This window comes from Kitasatospora sp. NPDC101801, assembly GCF_044766665.1.
Lineage (GTDB): Bacteria > Actinomycetota > Actinomycetes > Streptomycetales > Streptomycetaceae > Kitasatospora.
Genome location: NZ_JBIWML010000001.1, coordinates 855,621 through 873,724 on the forward strand (window position 1 = coordinate 855,621; position 18,104 = coordinate 873,724).

Below are 18,104 nucleotides of genomic sequence, written 5' to 3' on the forward strand. Positions count from 1 at the left end.
AGAGGGACACGGCACGGCACACGGCGGGCATCGCCCCTCCTTCGGATCATCGACTGCGGGTAGGTCCTCGGCACATCGTGGTGACCGGGAGCCGGTCTGTCAAACACCATCTCGCCTGCTGGGAGCGGGCGTTGCCGGAGTGTTGCGGCACGTTGCGGCCGATGGCGATGCGCCGCCCGGGGCTTGCCCCGACCTCGTCCAGCCACTAACTTTCACCGTGAAATTAACTGGGCCGGCTGCCGACGCCGGGCCCGCCCCATCCGATCGGAGCGCCACCCGATGACGCCCTCGTCCAGCCGCGCGGTGCCCGCCGAGGCCGCCCACCGCAACGCCGCGGCCGTGCTCAGGACCGTCCTCGCGCACGGCCCGCTCCCCCGTCTGCGGATCGCCGAGCTCACCGGGATCTCGGCCGGCACCGTCTCCCGGCTGACCGCCCGGCTCGCCCGGGCCGGCCAGCTGGTCGAACTGCCCGCCGTCCCCGGACCGGCCGACACCGGCCGCCCCCGGGTGCCGCTCGACCTGCCGCTGGCCGCCACCGCGGTGGCCGGCGTGCACATCGGCCTGTTGCGCACCACGCTCGGGCTGGTCGACCTGCGCGGCGCGGTGCTGGACCGGCTGGTGGTCCCGCGCGGCTCGACCGATCCCGACCGGGTGGTGGCCGAACTCGCCGCCGCGCTGGGCACCTTGACGGCCGGACAGCCCACCCGCCGGTTGCTCGGCGTCGGGGTCAGCACCGGCGGCTGGGTGGACACCGAGGCGGGCACGGTGGCCGAGCACGGCCCGCTCGGCTGGCGGGACGTACCGCTGGGCGCCCGGCTGGCCGCCCGGCTGGACCAGCCCGTCCGGCTGGACGGCCTGGTCCGCGCGCTCGCGCTGGCCGAGGGCTGGTACGGGGCCGGGCAGCGGGCCGGCAGCCTGCTGGAGCTGTTCGTCGGCAACGTGGTCGGCGCCGCCTTCACGGTGGACCGGCAGATCCACCACGGCCCGCGCTCCGCCGCCGGCACCGTCGCCCACCTGCGGCTGCCCGGGCTGCGCGGGGCGCCCTGCGACAACGGCCACCGGGACTGCCTGCAGGCCGCGATGGCCGACGGCTCGGTGCTCCGACTCGCCGTGGCCGAGGGCTTGGTGGGCCCCACCGACCCGTACGAGGAACTGGTCCGCCGGGCCCAGGACGGCGGGGCGGAGGCGGGGCGGCTGCTCCGCACCCGGGCCCGCTGGATCGGCCGGGCGGCGGCCGCGCTGCTGGATCTGGTCAATCCCGACCTGGTGGTGCTGGCGGGCGGGCCGCTGCTCACCCCCGAGTACCTGCCCGACGTGCGGGCCGAGTTGGTGCGGCACAGCGCCCTCGGCCCGGCCGCCGCCGACCGGCTGGTCCCGTCCGGGCTGGGCGAGCACGCCCTGGTGCTGTCCGCCGCCGCCGTCTTCCTGGACGCCTGGTTCTCGGACCCGCTCGCCCACGCCGATCGCGGTGCCACCCCGTGATCGCCGTCGAGCTGGCCACCGCCCGGGTCTCCGGGCGGACCAGGTGGGACGTGCTGCGCCTGCGGGACCGGGACGGGGCCGTCGGTCTCGGCGAGTACTCCGACGCCGGGGACGGGGCCGCCCGGCTCTGGCCCGGCCTGGCGGCCCGGCTCGCCGACGGGGCGGACGTCGCCGCTGTGCTGGCCGAGTTGGACCAGCTGGCGACCGGCCCCGACCGGTTCACCGTGCTCACCGTCCGGGGTGGTCTGGAGCAGGCCGCCAGCGACCTGGCCGCCCGGCGGGCCGGGCAGCCGCTCTGGCGGTGGCTCGGCGGCCGGGCTCCCCGGCCGGTGCGGCGGTACGCCAACCTCAACCGGGCGCTCCGGCACCGGACGCCCGAGGAGTTCGGCGAGGTCGCGGCGGCCGCCCTGGCCGCCGGGTACACCGCGCTGAAGTGCGCGCCGTTCGACGGCCTGGCGCCGGGCGAGCGACTGCGCGGCGGCCTGGACCGGGCCCGGGCGGTCCGGCGGGCGGCACCCGGGGCGGAGCTGATGGTGGACGTGCACGGCCTGCTGACGCTGGATCAGGTGCTGTCCGCCGCCGGTGAGCTGGCCGGACTCGGGCTGCGCTGGCTGGAGGACGCCGTACCGCCGGACGACCCGGCCGGGCTGGCGGCCGTGCACGCGGCGGGCATCGCCCCGCTCGCGGGCGGGGAGTTCGCCACCGCACCCGAGCAGGTCGGGCCCGCGCTGCGGAGCGGCCGGCTGGCCTGGCTGCTCCCGGACGTCAAGCACGCCGGCGGCCCGACCGCCGCCCGCCGGCTCGCCGAGGAGGCGCTCGCGGCGGGTGCCGGGGTGTCGCTGCACAGCCCCTCCGGGCCGGTGGCGACCGCCGCAGGACTGCACCTGGCCGCCGCCCTGGGCCCTTCGGTGGAGACCGAGTTCGCCTTCGGCGAGGCCGCCTGGCGCCGCCACTCGGTCAGCCCCGCCGAGAGCCCGGACGGCCCCTGGATCACGCCCCCCGACGGCCCGGGGCTCGGCCTGGACCTCGACCCCGCCCACTGGACCGTCACCTCGCCGACTCCCGCCACCCGCCGGGACCTGCACCGGAGCAGCCGATGAACCAGCCACGCCCGCTCGCCGACCGGGTGGCGATCGTCACCGGCGCCGCCCAGGGCATCGGCGCCGCCGTCGCCGCCGAACTCGCGGCCCGGGGCGCCCGGGTGGTCGCGGTCGACCTGGCGCCGGTGGCGGCGGCGGCCGGGATCACCCCGGTCCGCGGCGACGTGGCCGACCCGGCCACCGTCGGGGCCGCGCTGGCCGTCGCCGACGCCCTCGGCGGCCCGGCCACCGTCCTGGTCCAGGGCGCCTTCGCGGGCACCCCCGCCCCGCTGGACGAACTGGCCGACGACGCCTGGGAGTCCATGCTCGGCACCGTGCTCACCGCCGCCCGCCGCTTCGACACCGCCTTCGTCCGCGCCCTGCCGGCCGGCACCCCCGCCTCGATCGTGCATCTCGCCTCCCCGCACGCCCTCGGCGCGGTCCCCGGCTTCGCCGCGTACGCCGCCGCCAAGGCGGGCCTGCTCGCGCTGACCCGGGCGGCGGCGGTCGAGTGGGGGCGGCGCGGGGTCCGGTGCAACGCGGTGGCCCCCGGCTTCGTCCCGGTCGAACGCAACCGGCAGGTCTGGACCGACCCGGAGCTGAGCGCGGCGATGCTGCGGGCCGCCCCGCTCGGCCGGTTCGGCACCGCCGCCGAAGTCGCCCGCGCCGTGGCCTTCCTGGCCGGTGACGAGGCGTCGTTCGTCAACGGCGCCTGCCTGGCCGTGGACGGCGGCATGACCGCCATGCTCCCCGAAGCGCTGCTGCGCTGAGGGTCCCCACCGAAGGAGAACACCCGTGTCCGGTACCCAGGAGGGCGAATGTCCCTGCCCCGCTCCGTGCGGCTGCTGACGCTCGCACTCGCCGCCGCGATCCCGCTCGCCCTGGCCACGCCGGTGGCCGCGGCACCCGTCACCGCCTATCTCGACTGCTCGGCCCCGGCCAACGGGACCGGCAGCCAGGCCGCGCCGTACAACACCCTCACCGCCGTCAACTCCCTTGCGCTGGAGCCCGGCAGTGCGATCCGCCTGAAGCGCGGCACCACCTGCCTGGGCACCCTGGCCCCGGTCGGCTCGGGCACCGCGACCGCGCCGATCACCATCGACGCGTACGGCACCGGGGCGCTCCCGGCGGTGAACGCCAACGGCGCCGCCCAGGCCGTACTGCTCGCCGAGCAGGCGTACGTCGAGCTGCGCAACCTCGACCTGAGCGCGCCGGGCGACAACACCACCTCCCGGCGCGGCGTGTACGTCCGGGCCACCGACGCGGGCACCCTGCCCGGCATCCTGCTCCAGGGGCTGGACATCCACGACGTACGCGGCAAGCTGCCCGCCGTCACCGGGGCCGGTGCGGGCACCGGCAAGTACGCCGACGCCTCCGGCGGCATCGTGATCGAGGCCCAGGGCTCCACCACCCCGACCGCCTTCGCCGGGCTGCGGGTGCTGGACAACCGGATCCACGCCGTCGACCGGCAGGGCATCTACACCTGGTCCAACTGGTGCCGCAACACCCGGCTGGCCGCGTTCTGGAACAGCCTCTGCTCGGCGGCCTGGGCCCCCTCCACCGACCTGGTGATCCGGGGCAACCGGCTGTGGGACATCGGCGGCGACGGCATCGCCCCGATGACCGGACAGCACACCCTGGTCGAGCGGAACCTGCTCCAGGGCTTCAACGTCCGCTCCGGGTCGCCCAACGCCGGGATGTGGACGGCCAATTCGGTCGACGTCACGTTCCAGTACAACGACACCTCCGGCGGCCGCACCACCAGCGACGGCATGGCCTACGACGTGGACCACTCCACCGACGGCGTGCTGTTCCAGTACAACTACTCGCACGACAACGAGGGCGGCTTCTTCCTGCTCTGCCCGTACAACACCCCGACCAGCAACTTCACCATCCGGTACAACGTCTCGGTCAACGACCGGGCCCGCGGCTTCCAGATCTGCCCCGGCGCGCTGAAGAACGGCCAGATCCACCACAACACCGTCTACCTGGCCGACGGGATCAGCCAGCAGATCGTCACCGAGGGCACCACCGCGACGCTGGACGTCCGGTTCACCGACAACATCGTGGCCAAGCACGGCAGTTCGGGTACCGTCGGCTGGACGCTCAGCGACCCGGCCTTCAAGATCGACCACAACGTGTTCTACGCCGTGCCGACCCCGGCCGGCGCGACCGGCACCGTCACCGGCGCCCCGCTGCTCACCGGTCGGGAGCTGGCCGACCCCTGGGGCTACCGCCTCGCGGCCGGGTCCTCCGCACTCGGCACCGGCACGGCGGTGCCCGGCGACGGCGGCCCGGACTTCTTCGGCAACCCCGTCCCGGCCGGTGGCCCCGGCAACATCGGGGCGTACCAGGGCCCCGCGGTCACCGCCCCGAGCCTGGCGGACACCTTCAACACCGCCACCACCGGTACGGCCCCCGCCGGTTGGACCGTCACCGGACCGGCCGCCGGAGCCGTGGTCGGCGCCGACCCGGCCGGCACCTACGGTTCGGCGCTGCTGCTGACCCGGCAGAGCTCGGCCGAGGTCAACGCCACCCGCTCCTTCGCCGCCGCCGGCGGCGAGACCCGGGTGGACCTGCGGGTCCGGGCCGGGCAGAGCACCGCACCGCTCGGCATCCACCTGCTGGACTCCACCGGCGCTCCAGCGGCCCAGTTCAGTCTGGCAGCGAACGGCAGCGCGGCCTTCACCGACAACGGCGGCTGGGCCGACGCCCCGTTCGGCTACCCGCCGGGGAGTTGGCTACGGGTGGCCCTGCTGCTGCACCCGGCCGCCGGGACCTACGACGTCCTGGTGGACGACGTGCGGCTGGCCACCGCCCGGCTGACCGCCGGGGCGGGCGCGCCGAGCCAGCTCCGGTTCCGGGTCCAACCCGGTGCCACCGCCACGTTCGCCGTGGACGACCCGCTGGTCCAGCCGCTCGGCTGACCCGTACCGCCTCCCGCGCCGCCCCCGCGCGGGAGGCACCGGGCGCCCGACGCCCCGTCAGGGCGCCAGGTGCCGGGACAGGAACTCCAGCGCGGGCGGCAGCAGCCTGCTCCAGGTCTCGAAGTTGTGACCGCCGGTCGGCACCGAGGCGGTGGCGACGGTCATCGGCGGGCGGACGGCCGCCACGAACGCGTCGGTCTCCCGCTGGTAGTCACCGTCCCCCTCCCGGCTGCCCGCCAGCATCACCGCGACCGGCGGCCCGGGCAGCGACCTCAGCCGCCACATCAGGTCGGCCTCGTCCCGGCGCTGCTGGCTGCCCTTGAACAGGTCGCCGGTGGAGACGTCCTCGGCGGCCTTGTAGTAGCCCGAGACGGACACCCCGGCCGGGAACACCTCGGGGTGCCGCATGGTCAGCTTGAGCGCGCAGTACCCGCCGGTCGAGTTGCCCATCATCCCCCAGGCCCTCGGCCCGGTGGAGATCCGGTAGGAGGCGGCGAGCACCCGGGGGACGTCCCGGGCGAAGTACGTCTCCGACCGCACCCCGCCCGGGACGTCCTCGCACTCGCTGTCGGCGGGCAGCGCCGGGGACGGCCGCATCAGCACCAGGACGGTCGGCTGCATCCGGCCGCCGGCCATCAACCCCAGGGCCGCACCGGGGTAGTTGAGCCGGGTGATCAGGTTCTTGGCGTCGCCCGGGAAGCCGGTCAGCACGATCACGGCGGGGAACCGTCGCTCGGCGTGCTGGGCCTGGAAGTACTCCGGCGGCAGGTAGACGTAACCGTCGGTGCTCAGCCCGCTGGCCGGTCCGGGGATCCGGATCTCCTGGATCTCGCCGACCCGGCTCGGCTCCCGGCCCCGGCCGCCGCTGTCCACCTCGGCCCGGCCGAGCCGCTGCACCGGCTGGGCCGGCGGCTCGGCGACCGCCGCCCCGCTGGGGCTCGGGTTCGGGCTCGGCCCGGCTCCCGGTTCGCCCTGCTGCCCGGTCACGCTCACCTCGCCGCGCTCGCCCGTCCCCAGCAGGTCGTCCCAACTGCTGTAGAACGAGAAGTAGTTGTTGGCCAGCAGGCCGAGCGCACAGAGCACCGCGAGCTGGGTGGCGAGCAGTGCACCGATCCGGCCCAGCACCGCCCGCCAGGTCGGCCGGGCGAACCGGGGCCAGGCCCAGACCGTGCCGGCCGTCAGCAGCAGGGCCGTGACCGCCGCCAGGACCAGCACCTTGTGGCTTGTCAGCCCCATGTCCGGTGACTCCCGTGGGTTCCGAGGGTTCGTCGGTCCGGCGGGCGCTCCGGGGCCGGTGCCCCAGTATGCCCACCCGGCGCACGCCACGGCCCCGGCCACGCCGAGCGGTGACCGGGGCCGGACGGGTGATCAGTAGCGCAGCACCGCCGCGATCCGGTCGTGGTCGGCCAGCACCTCGTCGGCCAGGAAGACCACCTCGGCGCCCTGGTCCAGCGCGGCTTCGACCAGTTCGTCGACGATGTCCTCGCGCACCCCCCGGTCCCAACTGCCCGGCTCGGCCACCGCTTCGGCCCCCACCGCCGCGAGGTGACCCTCGGTCAGCCGGACGGTCTGCTGGTAGTGCTCCTCGACCGCGACCAGGCTGACCCGGCCCTCCCGGACCGCCTCCCAGACCTCGTCCAGGCCGGCCGCGAAGGTCTTCCGGCCGCGCGCCTCGTCCAGCAGCCCGGCCACCCGCTCGGCCTCCTGCCCGGCGTACGCCGCCCGGGCCGGGCGCAGCTCCTCGCGGAGCACCCGGTCGGGGCCGTTCACCAGCCCGCCGCTGAGCACCCGGCCGACCGCCCCCTTGGTGGCCGAGCCGACCTCCTCCAGCAGGCCGACCGCCTGCGGCAGGCCGACCAGGAACAGCGGACGGGCGTCGGTGGCGACCAGGTCGCCGAGGGCGGTGTCGACCGTGCGCAGGAAGCGCCGGGTCTCCTCGTCCTGGAAGGTGCTGGGCCGGTCGCCGACCCGCTCCTCGTGCTGGACGTCCCACTCCAGTGCCTCGGGCTCGGCCGGGAAGCCGTCCGCCCGGTGCTCGGTCAGCGACTCGCCCACCCCGCTCCAGAGCGTGGCGCGGTCGGCCGCGACCGCCAGCACCCAGTACGGCTGGAACTGGGCCTTGGCGGCGACCAGGTTGCGGGTGAGGAAGGTGTCGCTGAGCACGACCCGCTCCGGCACCTCGCGGGGCAGCGTCCAGACCCGGTGCTCGGCGGTGGTGGCGAACAGCACCAAGCCCTCCTCGGTGTGCCGCAGGTCCACCTCCGCCGCGGCCTTGGCCAGCCGGGCCTTCAGGTCGATCCTGGCCTGCCGGGCGATGTCCGGGTCGCCGTCGATCCGGCGCTCGGCCTCGGCCAGCACGTTGCGCAGCCGGACCGGGTCCTGGGCGTTGTCCGGCTCCCTGCGGTGGGTCGGCAGCGTGAGCGAGACCGCCGGATAGGGCCGGGGCGCCCGGAGTTCACGCAGGGCCTCGGGTGTCAGGTCGTCGGCTTCCATCGTCCTCTTCTCCTCGATCCTCCGAGCGCTGCGGCACGGATCCGGGCGGGCCGGACCGGGGCGCCGTCAGGCAGTGGCACGTGTGCACACCGTCGCACGAGAACCCGCGCCCGCCGTGGACAAAAGGGGGTGTTTCGGTCACCTGTCGACAGCCCGGGCGGGTCGGCCCGGCCGCCGGAGCAGCTGGACGCCGCCCCGGGCACCCGGCGGCTCAGTACCGCTGCGCCTTGACCACCACCGGCGTCAGCTGGTCGGCGGCGGGCCGGCGGCTGAACGAGACCGGGCTGGCCGGCTGGCCGGCGGCGACGTTCTCCGCGCCGACCACCGTGCTCACCGCGACCTGGCCCGAGGCGTCCCGCCAGTCCACCTGGACGGCGTACGAGGCGGCCGCGGACGTCCGGTTGACGATGTTCACCACGGCCGCCTGGATGCCGCCGGAACTGGCCAGCGGCACCCCGGTCAGCGTCACGTCGGAGACCGCGTTGCCGCTGCCCTCGACCCCCTTGAGCGCGGCAACCGCCCGCTCCTGGTGCTGCGCCGCGTAGGCCGACACCGAGGCCTCGAAGGAGGCAGCGGCGGCCGAGGCGGAGGACGCCGCCGCCGAGATCGAGGCCGCGGCGGAGGCGAACGCGGACGGCGGCGAGCCGGAGAAGGAGGACGGGTTCGGCGCCACCGACAGACTGCTGCCGGCCGACGGCGTGGCGCCGGACGAGCCGCTGCTGCCGCAGGCCGCCAGCAGGGCGGCCGCCGCGCCCACCGCCGCCAGGGCGGCGATCCCGCGCCGCCGGTCCGTTCCGTACCCGCCTGCTGCTCCGGTCACGACTGCCTCCTGGTCGGTGGTGCTCCGCCCTTCATGCTTCGCAGGCCCGGCCGCTGCGGCGACCAGAGGTGCGCCATCCGGGTGACGGCCAACCCGGTTGGCGGTCAACGGAGTTGGCTCACGATCCGGCCCGCAGCCGGGCGTCCAGCCGGGCGCTGTCGGCCGCCGTCCAGCCCGGTGGCGGCGCGATCGCCGCCCAGGCGTACACCGGGAGCGTGCCGAACCGGTGGCCGTGCCCGGCCGGGACGTCGTTGGCCGCCGCCAGGTCGCAGCTGACCTGCCAGAAGGTGACCAACGGGTACCAGCGCATGGTCGGTGACACGTCGGCGGCCCGGGGCCGGTCCAGCCACGGCGGGCGGCGCCAGATCAGCGAGGGCTCCCACCAGGTGACCGGGTCGCTGCCGTTCTGCAGGTAGACCACGCGCGGCGGGTCCCACGGCCCGTCGGGCAGGCCGAGGTCGGCCGGCGTCTGGGCGAACCGCACCGTCCGGCCGTCCCGGTACTGCGGCCGCCAGACCGGGCTGCCCCGGTCCCGGCCGTCGGTGACGTCGCGTCGGATCGGGTTGTCCGGGGTCGGCCCGACCAGCAGCGCACCGTCGGTGCGGGCCGCCAGCCCGGCCACCCCGTCCGGGTAGGCCCGCTCGGTGGCGTACGAGCCCAGGCTCTCCCCCGCCACCAGCAGCTTGGGCCGGTGGTCGGCGGGCAGCGCGGACCAGTGGGCGTACACGGCGTCGATCAGCGCGGCCCCGGCGTCCGAGGCCTGGTCCTCCGTCAGGAACGAGATCCAGCTCGGCAGGTAGGAGTACTGCATCGCCACCAGGGCGCTGTCGCCGCCGTACAGGTACTCCGGCGGGGTGGCGATCTGCTCGTTCACCCAGCCGCTGCCGGTGGTGCTGACCACCACCAGCACCTGGCGGGCGAAGCCGCCGGTACGGTCGAGCTCGGCGACGGCCAGCGCGGCGCGCCGCTCCAGGGTGTCGGCGGAGCGCAGGCCCACGTAGACCCGGACCGGGTCCTTGGCGGGCCGCCCGGAGAACTCGGTGATCTGCCCGGCGGTGGTGGCCTGGCCGATGAAGTCCCGGCCCTTGGCCCCCAGGCTGTCCCAGTCCTCCAGGGAGGCCGGGCTGCCGGACAGGGTGGCCAGCTCGGGCCGGACGATGCCGGGCGAGGTGGACCGGTCGGTCAGCCCGGCGGCGCGCTCCGCGACGTTCAGCAGCCCGCGCAGCAGGAAGCCCTGCACCAGCCCGACCACCAGCACCGCGGCCACCAGCACCGCGCCGGTGGCCGCCGCCCAGGGCGGGATCACCCGGCCGAGCTGACGGGCGATCAGCCGGGTGCCCAGCCGGACCAGCCGGGCGATCAGCACCAGCAGCCCGGCCAGCAGCAGCGCCACCGGCAGTACCAGCACCCACTGCCACCAGCTGATCCGCGGGTCCATCCCGACCGCGCGCCGCAGGTCGCCCTGCCAGCGCACGCTCCAGGCGGTCACGAACACCACCGCCACCGTGCCGGCCGCCGCCGACGCGAGCCAGGCCCCACGGCGCACCCCCGCCGGGACCGTGACCCCGCAGCGCCGCAGCAGCCACTGCAGGAAGGCACCGATGCCGTACCCGAACGCGGCGGTGATCGCCCCGGCGGCGGCCTGCAGCCACCAGGCCCGGGGGATCAGCGAGGGCGTGAAGGACAGGCAGTAGCAGACCACCGCGCCGGCCAGCGCTCCCCAGGACGGCAGCCGGCGCACCACCCGCGGCACCGGGGCCGACCCGGCGTCAGAAGTCGACGGCGTCACGGATGATCGGGCAGGTCATGCAGTGGCCGCCGCCGCGCCCACGGCCGAGTTCGGCACCGACGATGGTGATGACCTCCACCCCGGCCTTCCGCAGCAGGGTGTTGGTCTGGGTGTTCCGGTCGTAGGTGAAGACCACGCCCGGCTCCAGCGCGACGGCGTTGTTGCCGCTGTCCCACTGCTGGCGCTCCGAGGCGTACACGTCGCCGCCGGTCTCGATCACCCGCAGCTCCGGCAGGCCGAGCGCCTCTGCGACCACCTCGACGAAGCTCCGGGGCGCCTCGTCGACGATCTCCACCCCGGGAGCCCGGTCGGAGGGGCGCAGCGAGAAGGTGTGCACCGCGTCCATGATGGCCGGGTAGAGGGTGACGACGTCCCGGTCGGCGAAGGTGAAGACGGTGTCCAGGTGCATCGCGGAGCGCAGCTTGGGCATGCCCGCCACCACCACCCGCTCGGCCGCGCCGTGCCGGAACAGCTCGGCCGCGACCTGGGTGATGGCCTGCCGGGAGGTCCGTTCGCTCATCCCCATCAGCACCACGCCGTTGCCGACCGGCATGATGTCGCCGCCCTCGAAGGTGGCCTGCCGCCAGTCCACCTCGGGGTCGCCCCACCAGACCTTGGAGCCCGCGTAGTCGGGGTGGAACTCGTAGACGGCCTTCATCAGCAGCGTCTCGTCGTGCCGGGCCGGCCAGTACAGCGGGTTCAGCGTGACACCGCCGTACAGCCAGCAGGTGGTGTCACGGGTGTAGAGGGTGTTGGGCAGCGGCGGCATCAGGTACTCCCGGACGCCGGTGGACTCCCGGGCCAGCGCCAGGTAGCCGGAGCGGAAGTCCTCCGGCAGGTCGGAGGTGGCCAGGCCGCCGATCAGGAACCCGGCCAGCTCGCGGGGGGCCAGCGTCTCCAGGAAGCCCCGGGTGCCGTCGAGCAGGCCGATGCCGACCTCGTTCGCGATGATCTTGCGGTCGAGCAGCCAGTCCCGGGCACCGGGCCGGGCCATCGTCTCGGCCAGCAGCTCGTGCAGCTCGACCACCTCGACGCCGCGCTGGGTCAGCTTGTTGACGAAGTCGGCGTGGTCGCGCTGGGCGTTCTCCACCCACATCACGTCGTCGAAGAGCAGGTCGTCGGCGTTGGACGGGGTGAGCCTGCGGTGCGCGAGGCCCGGTGCGCAGACCAGTACCTTGCGCAGTCGGCCGACCTCGGAGTGGACTCCGTTGGCGGGCCTGGCCGCGGTGTCGTCGGTGGTCATGGGATGCCTTTCTTCGGTGGGCCGGGAGCGACGGAGCGTCAGAGGCTGATCCAGCCGACGGCCAGGGCGATCACGCCGACGACCGCACCGGCGATCGAGACGGCGAGGATGACGAGCTCGGCGGGCGAGAAGCGCTTCCGCCCCTGCTCCCGCCGGGCCATCACGAACAGCACGGTGGCCGGGGCGTAGACGATGAAGGAGACCAGCACGAACTTCAGGCCCGCCGCGTAGAGCAGGAACGCGGTGTAGAGCGTGGCCAGCGCGGCCACCAGCAGCTCGCCGGTGCTCCCCTGCCGACGGCCGGTCAGCGGGTCGCGGGCGACGGCGATCTTCACCGCGTAGCCCGCCGCGAGCAGGAACGGGATCAGGGTGAGCGCACTGGTCAGGTCGAGCGCGAAGTTGAACGCGTCGTCGGAGAAGTACGTGACCACCAGCACGACCTGGGACAGCACCGTGGTCATCACCATCGCGGGCACCGGGACGTCGGCGGAACTGACCCTGCCCAGGAAGCGCGGCATGTCCTTGTCCTTGGCGGCCACGAAGAGCACCTCGGCCGCCATCAGCGACCAGGCCAGGTAGGCGCCGAGCACCGACACGATCAGCCCGATGCTGACGAAGACCTTGCCCCAGGTGCCGACCGCCTCCTCCAGCACCCCGGCCATCGAGGGCTGCCGCAACCCGGCGATCTCGCCCATCGGCAGGATGCCGTAGGAGACGATGGTGACCGAGGCGAAGACCGCGAAGACGCTCAGGAAGCCGAGCACGGTGGCCCGGCCGACGTCCTCCCGCCGCTTGGCGTGGCGGGAGTAGACGCTCGCCCCCTCGACGCCCAGGAAGACGAAGACGGTGGCCAGCATGGTGCCCTTGACCTGCTGGAACAGTGAGCCCGCGTAGTCGGCGCCGGCGAAGTTGTCGGCGAACACCGAGGGCTTGAAGCAGAACAGCGCGAGCAGGACGAAGACCAGGATCGGCACGATCTTGGCGATGGTGACGATCCGGTTGATCGCCGCCGCCTCCCTGACGCCCCGTCGGATCAGGAAGAAGAAGCCCCACAGGCCGAACGAGGAGAGCACCACCGCGAGCACCGTGTCGCCGTCGCCGAGCGCCGGTGCGATCGCGCCGACCGTCGACATGATCAGCACCCAGTACGTCACGTTGCCGACGCAGGCGCTGGCCCAGTAGCCGAAGGCGGCGAAGAAGCCCGGGTACTCGCCGAACCCGGCCTTGGCATAGGCGTAGACGCCGGCGTCCAGGTCGGGCTTGCGGACCGCCAGCGTCTGGAAGACGAAGGCGAGCATCAGCATGCCCGTCCCGGCGATCCCCCAGGCGATCAACGCCCCCGCGACACCGGTCTCCTGGGCGAAGCGGCGTGGCAGCGAGAAGACCCCGGCGCCGACCATCGACCCGACCACCATCATGGTCAGGGTCAGCAGCGTCAGCTTCGCGGTCGTCGAGGACCCGCTCCCCGCGGCCGCCTCCGGGGCGCCACCGACTTCGGCACTGCTCATCGCTGCCTCGCTCTCTACCGCTGCTCGGGATCCGGGACGGCCCCGGTCCGCTCGACCTTGAAGCCGGTGATGCCGTACAGCACGCTCAGGGCCGGGCTGGCGTAGTTGAAGACGCAGTACGGCAGGTAGGACAGGGTGGGCACGCCGAGCACCGCGCCCATGAAGGCGCCGCAGGAGTTCCACGGCACCAGCGGCGAGGTGACGGTGCCGCTGTCCGCCGCCAGCCGGGACAGGTTGGTCGGGGCCAGGCCGCGTCGTTCGAACTCCAGCCGGAACACCCGGGAGGGCAGCACCAGCGCGATGTACTGGTCGCCCGCGACCACGTTCAGGCCGAAGGCGCAGGCGAAGACGGTGCAGAAGAGCCGTCCGGTGCTGCCGGCCGAGCGGATCAGCGGGTCCACCAGCCGGTTGATCAGGCCGAACTCCTCCAGCAGCGCGCCGAAGGTGACCGCGCCGATGATCAGCCAGAGGGTGCCCAGCATGCCGTCCATGCCGCCCCGGGAGAGCAGCCGGTCGATCTCGCCGATGCCGGTGTCGATGGCGAAGCCGTTCGCCATCGCCGACCAGACCGCCTTGACCGACTCGACCACCGGGTTCCCGCCGCCCGCCACGAAGTCGGCCACCACCGAGGGCTGCAGGAGCGCCCCGAGCAGACCGGCGAACAGCGTGGAGCAGGCCAGCGCCAGCGAGGCCGGGACCTTGCGGACCGAGAGCACCGCCAGCAGCACCAGCGGGAGCAGGTTCAGCGGGGTGATCCGGTAGATCCCGTTCAGCGCGCTCAGCTCGGTGGCCTCGCCGACCGGGTTGTGCACCTGCGGCCCCTGCACCAGGCCGAGCACCAGCAGCACCACGAAGGCCAGCGCGAACGCCGGGACCGAGGTCCAGGCCTGACGCCTGATGTGCCGGTGCAGGTCGACCCCGACCAGCTGGGCCGTGAGCACGGTGGTCTCGGAGAGCGGCGAGAGCTTGTCGCCGAGGTAGGCGCCGCAGATCACCGCACCGGCCGTGCCGGCGGTGGAGACGCCGAGCATCCCGGCCACCCCGACCAGGCCGACCCCGATGGTGCCGGCCGTGGTCCAGGAGCTGCCGATGCTGAGCGCGATCAGGCCGCAGATCAGCGCGGTCGCCGCGTAGTACCAGCTCGGCGAGAGGATCTGGATGCCGTAGTAGACCAGGGTGGGGATGGTGCCGGAGAGGTTCCAGACGCCGATCAGCGCGCCCACCGCCAGCAGGATGAACATCGCGCTGGTGATCGAGGAGAGCGCGCCCTGACCGGCCCGCTGGATCTCCTCCCAGCGGTGACCGTTCTTCAGCGCCACCAGCGCCGCGACCATCGCGCAGAGGATCAGCGCGACCTGGATCGGCCCGTCCAGCGCGTCCAGCCCGAACAGCGCGAGGGCGCCGCCGACCAGCAGCACCAGGACGGCCATCGGGAGGACGGCGTCGGCCACGGACGGCTCGCGCACGGAGTTCGGCTGCCCGTCGTCCTGTTCGTCGGCCACGCCGGGAGCGTATCAACCATTTGCCCGATATGTCCGATTCAGCCGGGCCGACGGAGCGTCAACTCGGGCGTGGCTCCCGACCCTCGCCCAGCCGGTTGCCCGCCCACCGGATCAGCTCGCCCACCCCGACGAAGGCCAGCGTGACCAGCGTGCAGGCCACCGCGACCCGGCTGTAGCCGCCGGGGTGCCGGGGATCCAGGAAGGGGTACGGGTACCAGTCGGTGACCGCGCCCCGGATCAGCGAGTACGGCAGGTAGAGCAGCGGGAACAGCAGCCAGCACAGCGCCCGCTGACGGCCGATCGGGCGGCCCGGCGGGTCGGCCAGCCAGTCGGCCAGCAGCACCAGCGGCATCAGCCGGTGCACCACGGTGTTCACCCAGGGCAGCAGCGGCCCGAGGTCGTAGCCGGAGAGCGCGACCAGGTAGACCAGGCCGGTGACGGTCAGATAGAGCACCACCGCGCCGCGCAGCAGCTCCGGCACCCGGCCCCGGCCGAGCAGCCCGAGCGCGCCGCCCGCCAGCAGCACCAGCACCCCGGCCATGTTGCTCAGGTTGGTGAAGTAGCTGAAGAAGCTCACCATCGACAGGTCCAGCGTGGCGCTCCGGTGCGCCTGCACCCCGAGCGCGACGGCCGCCAGCAGGCCGAAGCAGAGCCTCAGCACGTTCAGCACCCGGTCCCGCACGGGCCACCGCCTTCACCTCGTCCGACCGTTGCGGTCATCATGACGGCGAAGGGGTGGCCCGGCCCGGCTGGACCCCGGCCCGGCGTGTCGGGTCAGGCGTGGGTGCCGCCGTCGATCCGGAGCTCGGTGCCGGTGACGAACGCGCCGTCGTCCGAGGCCAGCATCGCGACCACGGCCGCCACCGCCTCGGGCCCGGCGAAGCCGTACCCGTTGCCCGACTGCAGCGCCGGGCTGAGCTTGGCGAACAGCGACATGTCGGCGTCGGCCGGGATGCCGGGGCCGCGGTTCTGGCCGCTGGTGCCGGAGGCGTCGGTCATCCCGCTGCTGATCGAGCCGGGCGCGACCGAGACCGCGCGCAGGCCCTGCTTGGCGTACTCGGCCGCCAGGGTGTGGGTGAAGGACTGCACGCCGCCCTTGCTGGCCGCGTACGCCGCCATGTACGGGTGGGCGAAACTCGCCGAGGTGGAGCTGAAGTTGACCACCACGCCGCGCCCGGTGGCGAGCAGCTCGGGCAGCGCCTCACGGGTCATCAGGAAGGTGCCGGTCAGGTTGACCCGCAGGACGGTGTTCCACAGCTCCAGGCCGGTACGGTCGGTGTGCTCCGAACGCAGGATGCCGGCCGCGTTCACCAGGGCGTCCAGGCCGCCCAGGGTGTCGATCGCGGCGGCCACCCCGGCCACCACCGAGCCCTCGTCGCCGATGTCGACGACGAGCGTGGTGAGCCGGTCGGCGGTGCCGTCGGCGGCGGCCAGCTCGCGGGTGGCGGCCAGGCCGGTCTCGGCCACGTCGGCGCCGACGACCCGGCCGCCCTCGGCCAGGACGCGGCGGACGGTGGCCTGGCCGATGCCGGAGCCCGCGCCGGTGATCAGTACGCGGCGGCCCTCGAAGCGGTTCATGGTGCTCTCCTGCTGGATGATCCGGTGATTCGCCTTCACGTTACGCCTAGATGGCACGTTGTGCCACAAACGCACTCCGTGCCCGTTCGGCCCTAGACTCGTCCCGTGTCAGACCAACGCCCCTCCCTCACCGAGCGCCGCAAGGCCACCACCCAGCAGGAGATCGCGCTGGCCGCCGCCCGGCTGTTCGCCGAGCACGGCGCGGCCGGCTGCACCGCGGAGGCGATCGCCCGCGCGGCCGGGGTCTCGCTGCGCACCTTCTACCGGTACTTCCGCACCAAGGAGGACGCGGTCGCGCCGCTGCTCTCCGGCGGGGTCAGGCACTGGGTCACCGAGCTGGCGCTCAGCCCGCCCGAGCTCTCCGTCCCGGAGGCACTGGAGCACTCCGCCCGGATCGCCCTCAGCCCCTCCGCCGCGTACCCGGCCGCCACCTTCGAGTGGGTCCGCGGCCTGCTCCGGATCACCCCCACCGAGCCGGACCTGCTCGCGGTCTGGCACCGGGTGCACCACGAGTCCGAGCTCGCCCTCGCCCCCGTGCTCGGCACCCTGGCCGGGCACGGCGCCGACCCGCTGGAACTGCGGCTGGCGGCGGCGGCCGCCAACACCGCGATGCGGGTGGCGCTGGAGACCTGGGCGGAGACCGCGGACCCGCCGGAGCGGATCGCCGAGCTGGGCGCCCGCTGCATCCGGGAGCTGACGGCCGGTCTGCGGCTCTGGGCCTGACCGGACGTCAGGACGGGCTCAGAGCGGGATCACCGCCACCGGACAGTGCGCGTGGTGCAGCACCGCGTGCACGGCGGTGCCCAGCCGCAGGCCGAGGTGCGGCGCGGGCCGGTGCCGTGCCACCACCAGCAGGGCCGCCCCCTTGGAGGCCTCGACCAGGGTGGCGGCGGTCGGGCCACTGTGGTCCTCGGCCTCGATCGCCAGCTCGGGGAACTCCTGCCGGACCGGGTCGACGGTGCGGCTCAGCAGCTGCTCGTGCAGCCTGGCCTCCTCCCCCGACTCGTCCAGCAGCGGCGCGCCGCGGGTGACGTCCGCGACCACCGGCGACCAGGTGTGCAGCGCCCGCAGCGGCAGCCCGGCCCGCAGGGCCTGCCCGGCCCCGAACCGCAGCGCCTCGGCGTCCCGCTCCTCCCGGATCGCCACCAGCACGCAGTCGCCCCGCTCCGGCGGGACCCGGACCACCACCACCGGGCAGCTCGCGTGCGCGCAGACCCGCAGGCTGACCGAACCGAGCAGCAGCGCGGCGAAGCCGCCGTGGCCACGGGTGCCGACCACCGCCAGCTCGGCGTGCTCGGCGGCGGCCAGCACCGCGGCGGCGGCGTCCCTGGGCACCACGTCACCGGTCGGGCGCAGGGTCGGGTGGGCGGCACCGACCAGGTCGATCGCCTCGTCCAGCACGGCCTGCGCGTTCTTCAGGATCAGGTCCGTCACCGCGGCGCCGGAGCGTGGCGAGAGGGTGACCGTCCCGGTGTTGACGGCGTACACCAGGTGCAGCCCGCAGCCGCGCCGTTCGGCCTCCTGGGCGGCCCAGTCGGCCGCCACCGTGGCATGGGGGGAACCGTCCACCCCGACCACCACACCTGCGGGGGATCGGATGTCCATGACCGCCTCCGAAGCGTCGATGCCTCTCTCCAGCATGCGCCCCGGGGCAGCGGAAAGGGGCCCCCGCAGGGGCCCCTT

The 18,104-nt window shown here is 74.4% G+C and carries 15 protein-coding genes; 5 read left to right on the forward strand and 10 right to left on the reverse strand.

The features are described 5' to 3' along the window. Window positions 1–279: 279 nt before the first annotated feature. Genes ACIRPK_RS03775 through ACIRPK_RS03790 form a run of 4 tightly spaced genes read left to right on the forward strand, consistent with a single transcriptional unit; the run spans window position 280 to window position 5,488 of the window. Window positions 280–1,482 carry an ROK family protein gene (locus ACIRPK_RS03775; protein WP_403032423.1) on the forward strand — a complete coding sequence of 401 codons (1,203 nt, stop codon included), beginning with the start codon at window positions 280–282 and terminating at the stop codon, window positions 1,480–1,482. Continuing rightward, window positions 1,479–2,582 carry an enolase C-terminal domain-like protein gene (locus tag ACIRPK_RS03780; RefSeq protein WP_403032426.1) on the forward strand — a complete coding sequence of 368 codons (1,104 nt, stop codon included), beginning with the start codon at window positions 1,479–1,481 and terminating at the stop codon, window positions 2,580–2,582. Before ACIRPK_RS03775 ends, ACIRPK_RS03780 begins: the two co-directional genes overlap by 4 nt. Continuing rightward, window positions 2,579–3,331, forward strand: a complete 753-nt coding sequence (locus tag ACIRPK_RS03785; protein WP_403032429.1) for an SDR family NAD(P)-dependent oxidoreductase — start codon at window positions 2,579–2,581, stop codon at window positions 3,329–3,331. Before ACIRPK_RS03780 ends, ACIRPK_RS03785 begins: the two co-directional genes overlap by 4 nt. Before the next feature lie 48 nt (window positions 3,332–3,379). Continuing rightward, window positions 3,380–5,488, forward strand: coding sequence for a right-handed parallel beta-helix repeat-containing protein (locus tag ACIRPK_RS03790; RefSeq protein ID WP_403032431.1), 2,109 nt, complete (start codon window positions 3,380–3,382; stop codon window positions 5,486–5,488). 57 nt (window positions 5,489–5,545) lie between these two features. Here the strand turns inward: ACIRPK_RS03790 and ACIRPK_RS03795 are convergent, their stop codons facing one another. The 9 genes from ACIRPK_RS03795 to ACIRPK_RS03835 all read right to left on the reverse strand — a co-directional run bounded on the left by ACIRPK_RS03795 (window position 5,546) and on the right by ACIRPK_RS03835 (window position 16,421). Then, window positions 5,546–6,724, reverse strand: a complete 1,179-nt coding sequence (locus ACIRPK_RS03795; protein ID WP_403032434.1) for an alpha/beta hydrolase — start codon at window positions 6,722–6,724, stop codon at window positions 5,546–5,548. A 132-nt stretch (window positions 6,725–6,856) separates the two neighbouring features. Then, window positions 6,857–7,981, reverse strand: coding sequence for a chemotaxis protein (locus tag ACIRPK_RS03800; RefSeq protein WP_403032437.1), 1,125 nt, complete (start codon window positions 7,979–7,981; stop codon window positions 6,857–6,859). A 211-nt stretch (window positions 7,982–8,192) separates the two neighbouring features. Continuing rightward, window positions 8,193–8,801 carry a hypothetical protein gene (locus tag ACIRPK_RS03805; RefSeq protein WP_403032439.1) on the reverse strand — a complete coding sequence of 203 codons (609 nt, stop codon included), beginning with the start codon at window positions 8,799–8,801 and terminating at the stop codon, window positions 8,193–8,195. A 118-nt stretch (window positions 8,802–8,919) separates the two neighbouring features. After that, complete coding sequence (locus ACIRPK_RS03810; protein WP_403032441.1) at window positions 8,920–10,545, reverse strand: alpha/beta hydrolase; 1,626 nt, start codon at window positions 10,543–10,545, stop codon at window positions 8,920–8,922. Between the two features lie 25 nt (window positions 10,546–10,570). Further along, window positions 10,571–11,833 (reverse strand): arginine deiminase, encoded by a 1,263-nt coding sequence (locus ACIRPK_RS03815; RefSeq protein WP_403032444.1) that lies wholly within the window; start codon window positions 11,831–11,833, stop codon window positions 10,571–10,573. 38 nt (window positions 11,834–11,871) lie between these two features. Further along, a complete protein-coding gene (locus tag ACIRPK_RS03820; protein ID WP_403032446.1) occupies window positions 11,872–13,341 on the reverse strand; it encodes a basic amino acid/polyamine antiporter in 1,470 nt (489 codons plus the stop codon). A 14-nt stretch (window positions 13,342–13,355) separates the two neighbouring features. Further along, window positions 13,356–14,843, reverse strand: coding sequence for a Na+/H+ antiporter NhaC (nhaC, locus tag ACIRPK_RS03825; RefSeq protein ID WP_403032449.1), 1,488 nt, complete (start codon window positions 14,841–14,843; stop codon window positions 13,356–13,358). A 58-nt stretch (window positions 14,844–14,901) separates the two neighbouring features. After that, window positions 14,902–15,525, reverse strand: coding sequence for a Pr6Pr family membrane protein (locus ACIRPK_RS03830; RefSeq protein ID WP_403032452.1), 624 nt, complete (start codon window positions 15,523–15,525; stop codon window positions 14,902–14,904). A gap of 92 nt (window positions 15,526–15,617) precedes the next feature. Continuing rightward, window positions 15,618–16,421, reverse strand: coding sequence for an SDR family NAD(P)-dependent oxidoreductase (locus tag ACIRPK_RS03835; protein ID WP_403032757.1), 804 nt, complete (start codon window positions 16,419–16,421; stop codon window positions 15,618–15,620). 105 nt (window positions 16,422–16,526) lie between these two features. Here ACIRPK_RS03835 and ACIRPK_RS03840 point away from each other — a divergent pair, with 105 nt between their 5' ends. Beyond that, window positions 16,527–17,144, forward strand: coding sequence for a TetR family transcriptional regulator (locus tag ACIRPK_RS03840; protein WP_403032455.1), 618 nt, complete (start codon window positions 16,527–16,529; stop codon window positions 17,142–17,144). An 18-nt stretch (window positions 17,145–17,162) separates the two neighbouring features. Here the strand turns inward: ACIRPK_RS03840 and ACIRPK_RS03845 are convergent, their stop codons facing one another. Further along, on the reverse strand, window positions 17,163–18,026 hold the full coding sequence (locus tag ACIRPK_RS03845; RefSeq protein ID WP_403032458.1) for a universal stress protein: 864 nt from the start codon (window positions 18,024–18,026) through the stop codon (window positions 17,163–17,165). Window positions 18,027–18,104: the final 78 nt, after the last annotated feature.

Coding starts and splice junctions, on each gene's coding strand:
- ACIRPK_RS03775 (WP_403032423.1), top strand. CDS start 280: ATGACGCCCTCGTCCAGCCGCGCGGTGCCCGCCGAGGCCGCCCACCGC.
- ACIRPK_RS03785 (WP_403032429.1), top strand. CDS start 2,579: ATGAACCAGCCACGCCCGCTCGCCGACCGGGTGGCGATCGTCACCGGC.
- ACIRPK_RS03790 (WP_403032431.1), top strand. CDS start 3,380: ATGTCCCTGCCCCGCTCCGTGCGGCTGCTGACGCTCGCACTCGCCGCC.
- ACIRPK_RS03795 (WP_403032434.1), bottom strand. CDS start 6,724: ATGGGGCTGACAAGCCACAAGGTGCTGGTCCTGGCGGCGGTCACGGCC.
- ACIRPK_RS03800 (WP_403032437.1), bottom strand. CDS start 7,981: ATGGAAGCCGACGACCTGACACCCGAGGCCCTGCGTGAACTCCGGGCG.
- ACIRPK_RS03815 (WP_403032444.1), bottom strand. CDS start 11,833: ATGACCACCGACGACACCGCGGCCAGGCCCGCCAACGGAGTCCACTCC.
- ACIRPK_RS03820 (WP_403032446.1), bottom strand. CDS start 13,341: ATGAGCAGTGCCGAAGTCGGTGGCGCCCCGGAGGCGGCCGCGGGGAGC.
- ACIRPK_RS03835 (WP_403032757.1), bottom strand. CDS start 16,421: ATGAACCGCTTCGAGGGCCGCCGCGTACTGATCACCGGCGCGGGCTCC.
- ACIRPK_RS03845 (WP_403032458.1), bottom strand. CDS start 18,026: ATGGACATCCGATCCCCCGCAGGTGTGGTGGTCGGGGTGGACGGTTCC.